This window comes from Chelativorans sp. (genome assembly GCF_031180965.1).
Taxonomy (GTDB): Bacteria; Pseudomonadota; Alphaproteobacteria; order Rhizobiales; family Rhizobiaceae; genus Chelativorans.
Genome location: NZ_JAPSLH010000019.1, coordinates 68,112 through 80,489 on the forward strand (window position 1 = coordinate 68,112; position 12,378 = coordinate 80,489).

Annotated in this window: 10 protein-coding genes and 2 tRNA genes; 5 read left to right on the forward strand and 7 right to left on the reverse strand. The window is 61.3% G+C overall.

All coding sequences use genetic code 11. The features are described 5' to 3' along the window. Positions 1-8: 8 nt before the first annotated feature. Both RIN79_RS14740 and RIN79_RS14745 read left to right on the forward strand, forming a co-directional pair. The gene (locus RIN79_RS14740) at positions 9-590 is read left to right on the forward strand and encodes a nuclear transport factor 2 family protein (RefSeq protein WP_309085432.1); all 582 of its coding nucleotides are present in this window, start codon (positions 9-11) and stop codon (positions 588-590) included. Positions 591-652: 62 nt separating this feature from the next. Continuing rightward, positions 653-1,153 (forward strand): nuclear transport factor 2 family protein, encoded by a 501-nt coding sequence (locus RIN79_RS14745; protein ID WP_309085433.1) that lies wholly within the window; start codon positions 653-655, stop codon positions 1,151-1,153. A gap of 54 nt (positions 1,154-1,207) precedes the next feature. On the opposite strand, the gene glgX is transcribed toward RIN79_RS14745, so the two are convergent. Both glgX and RIN79_RS14755 read right to left on the reverse strand, forming a co-directional pair. Beyond that, positions 1,208-3,412, reverse strand: a complete 2,205-nt coding sequence (gene glgX, locus RIN79_RS14750) for a glycogen debranching protein GlgX (protein ID WP_309085434.1) — start codon at positions 3,410-3,412, stop codon at positions 1,208-1,210. 278 nt (positions 3,413-3,690) lie between these two features. Further along, positions 3,691-3,765 (reverse strand) — tRNA-Asn (locus RIN79_RS14755). Positions 3,766-3,943: 178 nt separating this feature from the next. On the opposite strand from RIN79_RS14755, the gene RIN79_RS14760 reads away from it, so the two are divergent. Continuing rightward, a complete protein-coding gene (locus tag RIN79_RS14760) occupies positions 3,944-4,267 on the forward strand; it encodes a PGPGW domain-containing protein (protein WP_309085435.1) in 324 nt (107 codons plus the stop codon). Positions 4,268-5,334: 1,067 nt separating this feature from the next. Here the strand turns inward: RIN79_RS14760 and RIN79_RS14765 are convergent. The 3 genes from RIN79_RS14765 to RIN79_RS14775 form a co-directional block, all read right to left on the reverse strand. After that, the gene (locus tag RIN79_RS14765; protein WP_309085436.1) at positions 5,335-6,600 is read right to left on the reverse strand and encodes an oligosaccharide flippase family protein; all 1,266 of its coding nucleotides are present in this window, start codon (positions 6,598-6,600) and stop codon (positions 5,335-5,337) included. A gap of 29 nt (positions 6,601-6,629) precedes the next feature. Next, positions 6,630-7,757, reverse strand: a complete 1,128-nt coding sequence (locus tag RIN79_RS14770; RefSeq protein ID WP_309085437.1) for a glycosyltransferase — start codon at positions 7,755-7,757, stop codon at positions 6,630-6,632. A 1,156-nt stretch (positions 7,758-8,913) separates the two neighbouring features. Continuing rightward, positions 8,914-8,987 (reverse strand) — tRNA-Cys (locus tag RIN79_RS14775). A gap of 260 nt (positions 8,988-9,247) precedes the next feature. Between RIN79_RS14775 and RIN79_RS14780 the strand changes: the two genes are divergently transcribed. Together RIN79_RS14780 and RIN79_RS14785 are read left to right on the forward strand one after the other, a co-directional pair. After that, positions 9,248-10,126 (forward strand): manganese catalase family protein, encoded by an 879-nt coding sequence (locus RIN79_RS14780; RefSeq protein ID WP_309085438.1) that lies wholly within the window; start codon positions 9,248-9,250, stop codon positions 10,124-10,126. A 124-nt stretch (positions 10,127-10,250) separates the two neighbouring features. Further along, positions 10,251-10,802: a DUF1003 domain-containing protein gene (locus RIN79_RS14785; protein WP_309085439.1), complete on the forward strand. Its 552-nt coding sequence runs from the start codon at positions 10,251-10,253 to the stop codon at positions 10,800-10,802. A gap of 39 nt (positions 10,803-10,841) precedes the next feature. Here the strand turns inward: RIN79_RS14785 and RIN79_RS14790 are convergent, their stop codons facing one another. After that, entirely contained in the window at positions 10,842-11,102 is a 261-nt protein-coding gene (locus RIN79_RS14790) for a hypothetical protein (protein ID WP_309085440.1), read from the reverse strand. Positions 11,103-11,183: 81 nt separating this feature from the next. Then, entirely contained in the window at positions 11,184-11,759 is a 576-nt protein-coding gene (locus RIN79_RS14795) for an exopolysaccharide biosynthesis protein (RefSeq protein WP_309085442.1), read from the reverse strand. Positions 11,760-12,378: the final 619 nt, after the last annotated feature.

Below are 12,378 nucleotides of genomic sequence, written 5' to 3' on the forward strand. Positions count from 1 at the left end.
AGGATCCCATGAAATTGCTTCCAGGAGCAGCAATGCTTGCCGCTTTCACTTTGCCCGCCGCCGCACAAGGCCTGCCCGGCCCGGAAAGCTACGAGCACTCCGCGGCGGACCGGTTGCAAATCGTCGACGTGATCAGCTCTGTCGGCTTCTATGCCGACCAGCGCCGCTGGGAACTCGTCGAGGCGGCCTTCGCGGAACGTGTTGTGATCGACTACCGCTCCCATAGGAGCGCCGCCGCGGGCCAGAGCGAGCCGCAGGCACTCACGCCGGGCGAGATCGTCACAGCCTGGAAGACGCAGCTGCCGGGGTATCATCACACCCAGCACCTCATCACCAACCCGCTCGTGCGGATCGACGGTGAGCGGGCGAGCGCCACCAGCCAAGTCTACGCCACGCATTACCTCTCGAACGAAGAAGGCGACGACCACTGGACCTTCATCGGCTTCTACGAACACGAGCTCCGGCGCACGCCCGAGGGATGGAAGATCACTCTCATGCGCGCCAACAAGCTATTCGAGCTGGGCAATCCGGACCTGCCGAGGCTGGCATCCGAAAGGGTGGAAGCGGGTCAGACCGCCACCGGCCCATGAAGCGCGGCTGTCGGGGCAACCCTCCGGCCCATGCCAGTACCCGCTACAACTGGAGACTCTCTATGCGTATGCTCATTTCCTTCCTTCTGGGAGCCATCATGGTCCTTTCCGGTGCCGGCGCCTCGGCTGAGGATGCTGACGCCAATATCCAGGTGATCCGTAACTATTATCAGGCCTATGCGACGGGCGACCCGGAAGCGGTCAGGCCCTTTCTCTCCGAGGATGTCGTCTGGCGCATCCCGGGACACCATCCTCTCGCCGGTGAAAAGCGTGGCCGCGACGAGGTGGTCGCTTTCTTCAGGGAACTGGCCAAGGGAGGGTTCAAAGCCGAGCCCATCTTCTTCCAAGCCGACGGAGATCTGGTCGTCGACATCCATCGCGGCTGGAGCAATATGGGGGAGGGGCCACAGATCGATCAGCTTTATGCGCTGATGTTCCGCATCGAGAACGGGCTGATCGTCGAGGCCACCAATTTCCTGACCGATATGCACCAGTCGGACGCCTTCTTCTGGGCGAACTACCCGCTGAAGCCGCTGCCCGGCCGACTGGCGGAAGCGGAGTGAGACATCGCCCACGCCTCACCTGAAGCCCTCCGCGTGAACGGCACGCGCGGGGCTTCAGCGATCCCCCGATGCGACGTCGCCCAGTCGGAAAGGCTGCTCCTGGACGTCGAACAGGACGCCGAGACTGTGCCGCGCCTGCTTGCTCAAGGCTTGCGTGCGCGTCAGCTCGAAAAGGGCAAAGGACCGCCCTTCGACCTGATATTTCTGCCCGAAGCCAAATCTGGTCTCCTCGATGCGCAGGGGCTGGCTCGTGTCGATGAGGCAGATCCAGTCATTCCCTTCGGCAACCGACGGAAGCACGAAGTCAAGCGCGTCGTGATAGGCGTTGAAAAGAAGAAGGATCGTGGCGTCGGAACCGCGCCGGCGGATACCGGTCGGCTGGGCCCTTCCGTCGAGCACGACGCCGAAGCATTTGGCGTGCGGATCGTTCCAGTGCTCCGGCATCATCTCGCCGCCACCGGGGTTTATCCACGTGGCGTCCTTGACATCCAGTTCCTCATTGTACTCGCCCGTCAGGAAGCGACCGCGGTGGAGGATGGGGTAGTTCTTGCGGATAGCGATCAGCTTGCGGACAAAATCGACCAGTTGCTCCCCGCTTTCGTCGATCTTCGTCCAGTTGATCCAGCTGATCTCGTTGTCTTGGCAGTAGGCATTGTTGTTGCCCTGCTGCGTACGCCCGAACTCGTCCCCCGCCAGCAGCATGGGCGTTCCCTGCGAGAGCAGCAGCGTCGCCAGAAGATTGCGCTTCTGCCGCTCACGCAGCTCCCTTATCTCCGGATCGTCCGTAGGCCCCTCCACGCCGTGGTTCCAGGAATGGTTGTTGGAGTGCCCGTCGCGGTTGTTCTCACCATTCGCCTCATTGTGCTTATCGTTATAGGAGACGAGGTCATGCAGCGTGAACCCGTCATGGGCGGTGATGAAGTTGACCGAGGCGCTGGGCTTCCTGCCGCGTCGGTTGAAGAGATCGCCTGACCCGGTTATGCGCTTGGCAAGGTCCGGGACCTTGCCTTCATCACCCCTCCAATAGGCGCGGACCGTGTCGCGGAACTTGTCATTCCATTCGGCCCATCCCGGCGGGAAGCGCCCTACCTGATAGCCTCCGGGGCCGATGTCCCACGGCTCGGCGATGAGCTTCACCTGCGAGAGCATGGGATCCTGCCGGCAGGAGTCGAGGAACCCGCCGCCCTCGTCGAAGCCGTGAACCTCGCGCGCAAGGATCGTTGCCAGATCGAAACGGAAGCCGTCGACGCGCATCTCGCCGGCCCAGTAGCGCAGCGAGTCCGCCACCATCTGCAGCACGCGCGGATGGCTCAGATTCATCGTGTTCCCGGTGCCGGTGTCGTTGATGTAGTACCGCCGCTTGTCGGGCAGCAGCCTGTAGTAGCTGGCGTTGTCTATGCCCTTGAACGATATGGTCGGCCCCAGTTCGTTGCCCTCGGCAGTGTGGTTGTAGACCACGTCGAGGATCACCTCGATGCCCGCTGCATGGAACTGGTTCACCATCTCCTTGAACTCGTTCACCGTGGAGGTGCAAAGATAGCGAGGATCCGGAGCGAAGAAGCCGATCGTGTTGTATCCCCAGTAGTTCCGCAGCCCCTTCTGTAGGAGGTAGTCGTCATCGACGAAGGCGTGGACGGGAAGAAGTTCGGCGGAGGTCACGCCGAGCCGGCGCAGATAGGCGAGCACATGCGGATCGCCCAGGCCGGCGAAGGTGCCGCGGCACTCCTCTGAAATGCTGGGATGCAGCTTGGTGAAGCCGCGCACATGCATCTCGTAGACGATCGTCTGCTCCCAAGGGATTTTCGGCGCGCGCTCTTCTCCCCAGGTGAAGGCCGGATCGATGACCACGGCCTTCGGTACGAAGGGCGCGCTGTCCCGGTCGTCAAAGGACAGGTCCTTGTCGGGCGAGCCCATCTTGTAGCCGAACAGCTCAGGCCGCCATTGCAGTTCGCCGACGAGCTGTTTGGCATAGGGGTCGATGAGCAGCTTGTTCGCGTTGAAGCGGTGACCGGCATCCGGCTCGTAGGGGCCGTGCACGCGATAGCCGTAGATGGTGCCGGGCCGTGCCGAAGGCACGTAGACATGGCGGATCTCGTCGGTGAATTCCGGCATCTCGATCCGCTCCAGCTCCTTCTCGCCCCCGGAATCGAAAAGACACAGCTCGACCTTGGTGGCATTGGCGGAAAACAACGCGAAGTTGACGCCAAGGCCGTCCCACGTTGCTCCAAGAGGAAATGGTCGTCCCTCGCGTATGTTCATATCGCTCGTCCCGGCTTCTGGATTGGATTCCGGAAATGGCTCTCCGGAAGCAAGGCAAACGAAAAGAAATGGCGCATGTTCCGGTTCGCGGGCAACAAGAACCGTTTCTTTCTTGCCGGTCCTCTAGGGCGGCGGGGACGGCGTTCCGGCCGGCCAAGCGAAGAGGTTTCTCCATCCGCCACGACATCGCCGCTTGAGACGCGGCTGGCGGCCCGACGCGCGAGGCGTAAAGGAAGCTGAAACGATGACGCGCGGTGGCGTTTCTGGGCAGGAAAAAGTGGCTCCCCGGGCCGGATTCGAACCAGCGACCAACCGGTTAACAGCCGGTTGCTCTACCGCTGAGCTACCGGGGAATGCTTTGCTCGCGTGAGTTGGCGTGCCTATAGCAAACAGCCGCCGCCTTTGCAAAGCCGTTTCAAATATTTTCTCCGAAGCGGAGCCGAGGCTCGCATTTGTCTGTTCCGCGCCACATATGGGGAAGGCACGGAGCACAGCAGGCCTGATGTTCCGCCACTGGTCCAGGGGAAGCCCATGTTGCAGCAGCACAATCCACCCGATGTCAAGCCGGAGCCGACCGATGCCGCCGAGGCCGAGCGCCCGCACATCCCGCTGGCCGGGCGCAAGATACCGATGCCGCGCTCGCGGCTGGCGCGCATCCTGATTGGCGCCCTGTTCGTGATCTTGGGGATTTTCGGATTCCTGCCGGTGCTGGGCTTCTGGATGGTGCCGCTCGGCCTGTTTATCTTGTCCTACGACGTGCCCGCGGCAAGACGGCTCCGGCGTCGGCTGGAAGTCTGGTGGCACAGGCGCCGGGAGAGGATGGGCCGCAGGCCCTCCGACGCCGATCGGCGGTAGGGACGGCGGCTCGGGCCAGCCAGAACGGCATTCCGCCATGCATGGTGCGGGAGCCCGCCCAAAATGCCGGCTTGGATGCCTCGCCCGTGCTCGGATGTGCATCCAACGCGTGGGTGGTAACGCCGTCCACGCTCGCCTCCCTGCCATTCTCGATCCGTTGGAACGCCTTGTCATTGGCGAACGGCTACGTGCTCGTTGTCAGGAGGATGGAGGTCCCTGACCCACACTCCGAACGGCTTTAGCAGGGCGTGGCCGTCCTGACTGCACCGTCTTGTGGAGTGCCTCGTATGCCGCGATTTGCTCGTCTGTGGCGGTCCCCCTAGTCGCCCTTGGGGACGGAAAGCTTTGGGTATCAGACGGGGTTGTCGTCGCGCCAGTTCAGCGCGATCTATCTTCAGGGCCCGTTCGCTGCTCTGGGTTCCCGTTTTTCCTGTCCCGCAACGTCATGATGTGCGCCCAGCCGATCGTCGTCAGGCGCTCCATAGAAAAGGTCTTGGGACGCGGGGCAGCCGCCCCCTCATCATGGGCAGGATGATGCACTTACGTGTGGTCCTCATGGCAAGCGACTTGCTCCTGATTTCGGAGCCATCGAGGTACTGATGGCAGGGTCGCCGAATGTGCCCTCCTGCGACTGAAATGCTGGCCCCGTCCAGTTGTCCAGCCGGCATATTCGGTCATGAAGCTTTCGTCGGACGGATCGGCAGCGGGCTGTACGGCTGACTGTTCCGTCGGATAGTGGGGAAGGTGCCGTCCCGTTTCTGGGAGCAGTGACGTGGGATAGTTTCAGCTTCACCGGGGGTGCACGGTTTTGACTCCCGAATTTCAAGTACGAGCGGCAAGTTGAGCTAGCCGAGATCGCTCTGTGTCGAGTGCGACAGCGAGGCGTCGGACGAGTGAAAGATTAAGAGCGTCATCAAGAAAATCCGGGAGGCAGACACGACGCTGACAATAGCATCCAAGCAAGGGGATCCGTACAAACACGCCTTACGTCGGGTGAGCAGAAGTTTGACGATACTATGCGAGGGTGGGTCTAGGCGACGGACAGGGAATTGATCCGGAACATAGGTTTATCTGCCTGCTTCTGTACGCAGGCCGCGCAGCGCCGCGACAATAACCACTGGCGTGACGACCAGCGCATACACCAGACCTGTGACCGCAGCGATGGGCCAGACGCGCTGTTGCCCGATGAGCAAGGCGAGTTTGAGGCTGATGGACAAGATGACGAAAGCCAGCCAGGGCCCAATCTGGGGTAGCGGGCGCCCCAGAGCATTGAGCACCATATTATACGGAGATGTGGCGGCGATAATTGTAGCGGCGAGGACCGCGAATGAGAGAACGAGGTGTTGATCTTCGAAGGTGCGGCCTATCCAAACGGTCATGATCATATTCGACAGAAGGATTAGCATTCCGCCGGAGATGGCGACGACCCCGGCTCCCGCCAAGCTCATATTCAGGGCGCTTTGTCTCACCCAGTTGTAGTCGCGAGTTGCTAGAGCTTCGCCATTCGCACCCCACAACGGCATGAAAACTGCCATTATGAGTAGACTCAGAACCGAAGCCAGCCGCATTGGAATGGCATAGGGAGGTACAGCTTCTGGGCCAGCGGTCGCGGAGATGATCAGGTTGTCGATGTTCAGGCCAACGGCCGTAAGAATGGAGAGAAAAAAAAAGCCAGAACCCAGCTTCAGGAGATCGCGTGCATGCTGCCAACTCACCGCGTTCAACGTTGGCCTATATTCCGGGGCGCGTCGAAAGAACCAGATGGCGCCGCCGATTGAAGTGAGAACCGGTGGGAGACTATATGCTACCGCAACGGCCCATGTCGGAGCTTGCGCGCCAATTGCGAGGAAGCAACCGAGAACGCTCCCCGCGGCCCCAACAGCAAGCAGCAGATTGCTGGTCGGAACCCGCTGTATTCCATATAAGAATTGGTACAGCACCGTTCCGGGTAAGCTCATGATAAAGACAACAACTACCGCAACCGCGATAGGTGAGACAGGCCACACCAGAAAAGCCATAGTTGTTATGGACAGCGCTATGGTGGCGACGGCACTGAGTGCGACATAGGCGTTGGAAACGTATGCTCGAATGCTTTTCCTATCACCCCGTCCGGAGGCACTCGCTACCCGCGTCAGCAACCCGTTGCCGATACCTAGATCGGCAACTACAGCAATGCTGGTGGCCGATACACTGGTAGCCCAAATTCCAAATTCCTCGTCTCCAAAGTAGCTCAACAATGCAGGCGTCGTAACTAATGGTGCAAGCAGTCCGACAAGCCGCCCACCAATGCCAGCGAGAGCAGCAGCAAAGAATCGGTGGGCGCGTTGATCCATTGAGCCGTGCAGTTTCATATACCCAGGTACTAGCGGGTCGATAAGATCAAATCCACGATTTTTCGGCACTGAGCCACGGCGTTCTTCTCGCGCAGAACAAATGCACGTGACCTGGCCCCAAATGTTGCGAGCCGGTCGGTATCCCAGGCGGCCAAATCCTCCATTGCAGTTGCAAGGCTTTCGACGGTTGGCTCACTAGGTTGAATGAAATAGGGCACATAATCCTCGGGCATTCCTGGAAGACGGTGCATCAGAACCGGCCGCCCTGAGGCCATGTATTCCATGGTTTTGGACGGGAAAGAGTACTTTGTAAACTCGCCTGCAGGAGTTCGAGGATTGACCAAGACAGTGGCTTGGCTTTGCAGCCTTCTTGCTTCGTCCCGAGGAACTTGCCCGAAAAACCGGATGCGGGTGTCCTGCTGGGCGGCCCACTCGATTTGATCCTTGCTGTCTCCTTCACCGCAGATCCATAGTTCTGCATCGGGCGCGCGCACCGCCTTGAAAGCATTCACCAGATCCATTACTCCGTATCGCGAAGCGAGCGTCCCTGTGTAAAGGAAAATGCGGCCCCTGGTTGGCAATGGGGGCGGACCTTCCCCCGCAAGAGCGTCGTCAGCGATGCCTTCGACGACGGTGAAGGTTCCGGGTTCTAGCCCAAGCTTTTCAGCCATAAAGCGAGTCAGTACCACAAACGCATCGACACGTTTAACCAGCACATAGAAAACACGAGATTCTATCGCCTTGGCAATTGTATAAAGTCGGCCACCCTCGCCCATAAATTCCGGAAGGTCAGGCAGTATCAAGCAAGTTCTGCTCTTCTTGAATATCATTCGGTAGAGCAGGGCAGCGATGAGAAACGGCAGATGAGCAGAGTAGATCAGGATGATCGCGTGCCGCTCCCGGTCTGACCTGACGACGCCTTTAAATGCCGCTACCGTTCTCGAAGGAGTTTTGATCAAGCGACGAAGAGCGAATCCTTGTCCGAGCACGTTGACGTTTGGTAATAGGCTCTCGTTCGTGCCAGGAAAGACTTTTTTCCTGAAGAACCGGGGATACGAGCCGACGAACGGAAGGTTCACCACGCTTACCGACGGCCAATGGGCCGCAAGACCGACGATCAGGTTCTTTTGTAGTGCATCCGCAGCGTTCTGAACCACGCCTCTGGACTCTGATATAATGAACTCGATCTGTTTGGGGGTAAATATTCCGCCAAGGAACAGTATCGGTCTAGGGACGCTGTTTAGGTCAGGCATTCAGGTCAAGTCGTTGGAGGAGCAAGGATCGAACTGAGATGTGGCCCCGCAGTCGGCAGTTGGGCGGACGCACTTCACGCTTAGCTTCAATGCGGGGATTCCTCAACAGTCGCGCCATCGCACGGGAGCCGGCGCCAACCGAATCTCGATTTGTCGGCTCTGCTTCTTAGTCAGGGCACCCGCGCCTGCAGCATGAGTATGTCCCAAGCATGTGAGGGAACTCCGGACATGGCGATCACTGCTGCCGCTGCAGGCCCAATCGGGGCTGGCGCGGCGATTTCGCCAAGATTCTCTAAGGCAAGATAGACCAAATATGCGAAGGGCACTGCAAACAGCAAGCCTTCGTTCCAAGGGATGCTGAGATAATATGCGTAGGGGGTGATAACCGAGTTCGCGATCAAGTCTCTTACCGCAACGGTCCATAGCTCTGTGCGCCGGTTTTGAGGTCGCAAGGATCGCTATCCCTTTTGCTGCTGAGCATCAGATCATGCCTTACTCCGAACGTCCAGAACGCGGACAGAGTGCGATTACCCCAGCCAAGAGCACTCCGCGACCACGCCTTCGGCTTTTCATTTGCCGCCGCGCAGAGGGACTCGCGCTTAGTTCCTCGGCGTGCCACGGGGCTTTCGACTGCGTCTTCAGCGTGCAGCTTTGAGTCGCCACAAGCCGCTTCTTGATGGAATGCCTGGCGGTGCAAGGACGATGACGTTCACGTCGAAATATCGGTCGTCGCCTCGCGACAAGCTATGGAGCTCGGGCACGATCGGTATTCTCTTCGAGATTAGGTGCGATGCAACTCGGCCGCGGCATCCCGGTCGAGAAGCCGATGTGCCAATGCTCTCTTCGCACGTACCTTCGCCGGCAATCGCGTTTTGTCGCGGGGGATTGAGAGGATCTCGACGCAGGCGAACTCCACATTGCGTTCATCCCGCGTCCAGTGCCGCGTGTGGTTGAAACCCGTTCGAACCAAGGGCGCTCGTTCGCAACGTAGCGCGACATGAAAAAGGCCACCGATGAAGCCTGAAAGATTTCACGATATTGAGTGTTCTCTGAGATTTGGTGGAGGCCTCGCCCGGAATCGAACCGGGGTGCAAGGATTTGCAGTCCTCTGCGTAACCACTCCGCCACGAGGCCATGCCGTGCGGCATGCGCCGTTCAATAGGTTCAGCCTTCTGTGGCGTCAAGCGCCTAGCGGCGATCCCCTGCGTTTTCCGCAGGTGGTGCGGTGGACCTTGCCGAGAAGGCGCAGGCCCAAACCGGCAGCGAGCATCCAGCGAGCGCGGTGCATCAAAACTGGACTCAATCGGAAAGGAAATCGGAACATGTGACATGCGCCGAGGTTGGCAGGGATTGCCGCGCCAAGGCCGCGGCTTGCCAACCCGAGGAGACCGACCATGTTCTTTCGCACCAACCAGTTCCAATACAGCGCGAAGCCGGACCGGCCCGATCCCGTCTACGCAAAGCAGCTCCAGGAGGTGCTCGGCGGCCAATGGGGCGAGATCAGCGTGATGATGACCTATCTGTTCCAGGGCTGGAACTGCCGCGCGCCAGCCAAATACCGCGACATGATCCTCGATATCGGCACCGAGGAGATCGCCCATGTGGAGATGCTCGCGACCATGATTGCCCGGCTGCTCGAGACCTCGCCGGTCGAGGCTGCGGAGGCGGCGGCGAAGAACTCCGCCATCGGGGCCGTGCTTGGCGGATCGCGCCTCGAGGACGTCATCGTCTCCGGCATGAACCCGCAGCACGCCATCGTTTCCGGCCAGGGCGCGACGCCCACCGACAGCGTCGGATATCCCTGGAACGCGCGTTACACCATAGCATCGGGCAATCTTCTGGCCGATTTCCGCTTCAACGTGACGGCGGAGACCCAGGGGCGGCTGCAGGTGTGCCGTCTCTACGAGCTCACCGACGATGCGGGGGTGCGCGACATGCTCTCCTTCCTGATCGCCCGCGACACGATGCATCAGAATCAGTGGCTTGCGGCCATCGCCGAATTGGAGGCAGACGGTCTCGACGCCACGCCCGGCCCGATGAGCTTCCCGCAGGAGCGCGAGAAGTCGGAGGTCGCGTATCAGTTCTGGAACTGCTCGGAAGGGACGGAAAGCCAGGAGGGCCGCTGGGCCTCGGGCCCGACGCCCGACGGTAAGGGCACCTTCGAGTATCTCGCCGATCCGCAGCCGCTGGGCGAGATCGTAGAGGAACTGGCCGAGGGCGATCCGCTGCTCCATGGGACGCCAAAGATGCCGATGCCGCCGGCCGCGTCCTAAAATTTGCGCAACGGGCAAGGGGAGGAGCCTTGCCCGCCGACAGTCGGCAACGGAACCTCCGTGAAGCCTCCGGCGTTCGAACCAGCCCGGCAGCGCGCCTGCCGGGCGCAAACAGGACGCTAAAATGACTTCTCCGACCCTGCCGCCGCCCCCGCCGGAAAAGCTGAGCAGCGCGTTGAGGCGCAACATCGAGGCGATCGAAAAGCGACGCGAGCAGGATGCGAGGGAAGCCAAGCTCGAGGAGCGCATCGCCGACCGGATCACCCGGTTCACAGGCAGCATGCGCTTCGTCTATCTGCATCTTGCCCTCTACGGGTGCTGGATCATCGTCAATCTGGGGTTTGTCCCCGGAGTGCCGCGCTTCGACCCGACCTTCGTGGTCCTGGCGATGGTGGCCTCGGTCGAGGCGATCTTCCTTTCGACCTTCGTCCTCATCAGCCAGAACCGCATGGCCGCAGTTGCCGACAAGCGGGCGGATCTTGATCTGCAGATCAGCCTCTTGACGGAGCACGAACTCACCAAGGTGGCGGGGCTAATCGAAAGCATCGCCGAGCGGCTCGATTCGAAGGTGCTTCCCGATTCGGAGGTGCGCGAGATCAAGCGGGACATCTCTCCCGAGGCGGTGCTCGACGAGATCGAGGCGCACAAGCGCAGGGAGCAGTCGTCGGCGGACTAGCCGCCCTTCCGGGATGCCCGCCGGGAGACCGCTGTGCGGCTAGTCGCGGCGCACGATCACCGGGCGGTAGACGACGATCGGATCGTCCCAGCGGTCGAAGCGGTCCATGGCGGCGCGTATCTGGGCGCGCCGGTCGAGGTCGATCCTCTGCAGGCATTCGGCAAAGGCGTCGGTCCTCGGCCGGAACCCGTAGGAGCGGCACTGCTGCTCGTCGAGCGCCCGCCTTTGCTCCGGCGTGATGGTCTCGCAGGCGGAAAGGCCGATCAGCAGACAAACGCAGACCGAGTTGAGGAAGCGCATCGGGCGGTCTCCAAAGCTTGCGCAATCTACCGCGAGGAAAGCCTGCTTCCAAGACCTCGTCCATCCCGTCGGCGCCGCGCGCTAGAGACGCTTGGTGACGAGATAGATAGCGCCCTTTACCAGCGCGAAGACGACCCCTCCGGCAACCGCGACGGATATCGCGGCAAGCACCGCCCCGAAGATGATCCAGAGGCCGTCGCGCCCGAGCACGCCGAAGGAGAAGACCGAGATCGAAAGGGCGGGGAGGATATTGCCGAGCGGTACGGGCAGGAGCAGGATGACCGCCAGCACAAGGCAGAAGGCGCCGATCACATGCTCGGCCGCCGGGCTCACGAGGAAGAGGAGGCGGGGGCGCAGAAGGCGTTCGGCCCGGCGCAGCCACGGCCCGGCACGCTCCACAAACGCGGCGAAATCGGCGCGCCTTATCGAGCGCCCGCTGATGAATTTCGGCAACCACGGACGCTGCCCGAGCATCAGCTGGGCGGCGAGATAGACGAGCGGAAGGCCCAGCAGGCCCGAGGTGCCGGGCGGAGTCGGCAGCACGTTGGGCAGGGCGAAGAGGAGCATCAGCGCGCCGAATGCGCGCTCGCCCATGGCCTGCAGGAGGTCGTCTATGGAGATGCGCTCGCGCGCTGGGTCGTCGGCCATCTCCTGCAGCAGGCGCGAGAAGCGGCGCGGCGGCCTGCGGCCACGGCGCGAGGAAAAGAACTTATCGGCAAGTCCACTGTCCAGCATCATTGCTTCTCGCAGGAGCGATTGCATTAAAGTGATGTTACGAAGCTTCGGCAACTCAATTGTGACGGGGAGCCGGGCGGAAAGGCAGGGTTGCGCTCCGTCCCTCTCTTGCCCTTCGGCAGGCGTGCTTCATCGGCGCCACGCCCGGCTTTCGCCGTCTGGCCATTGAAGAAGGTGGGAAGCGGGGCGCGTGATCCGTGCCTCTCTGTTGGTTTACGTGGCGCGTCCCACGCGCCCCGCCGGCCGCTGTCCCGACATTGGCCGGTCACTCGGGTCTTTCTTCCGCCCCGGCTGCACCCAATGAAGGGGGTGGTCTTTGCCGGGCCGAAGGAAAAGCCCTAGCGGCTTCTCCGCGGTTTCCGCAGTGTCGTCTCTCACCCGACACCCGTTTTTCCGAGATGCAGTCTCTGACCCTGCATCCCGGCACCGCCGGCCTGTCGCGGGCCCTCAGCATGCCTCCAGGTACCGATCCCTGGAGGGGGAGGTTGCCGCCGCTCTCCCGAACACCCGGTGCGCATCCGGTTCCCGCAAGAGCGATGGG

Bases quoted from the DNA above. Each gene is read 5' to 3' on its own strand.
- RIN79_RS14740 (WP_309085432.1), top strand. From the start codon at position 9: ATGAAATTGCTTCCAGGAGCAGCAATGCTTGCCGCTTTCACTTTGCCC.
- RIN79_RS14745 (WP_309085433.1), top strand. From the start codon at position 653: ATGCGTATGCTCATTTCCTTCCTTCTGGGAGCCATCATGGTCCTTTCC.
- glgX (WP_309085434.1), bottom strand. From the start codon at position 3,412: ATGAACATACGCGAGGGACGACCATTTCCTCTTGGAGCAACGTGGGAC.
- RIN79_RS14760 (WP_309085435.1), top strand. From the start codon at position 3,944: ATGTTGCAGCAGCACAATCCACCCGATGTCAAGCCGGAGCCGACCGAT.
- RIN79_RS14765 (WP_309085436.1), bottom strand. From the start codon at position 6,600: ATGGATCAACGCGCCCACCGATTCTTTGCTGCTGCTCTCGCTGGCATT.
- RIN79_RS14780 (WP_309085438.1), top strand. From the start codon at position 9,248: ATGTTCTTTCGCACCAACCAGTTCCAATACAGCGCGAAGCCGGACCGG.
- RIN79_RS14785 (WP_309085439.1), top strand. From the start codon at position 10,251: ATGACTTCTCCGACCCTGCCGCCGCCCCCGCCGGAAAAGCTGAGCAGC.
- RIN79_RS14790 (WP_309085440.1), bottom strand. From the start codon at position 11,102: ATGCGCTTCCTCAACTCGGTCTGCGTTTGTCTGCTGATCGGCCTTTCC.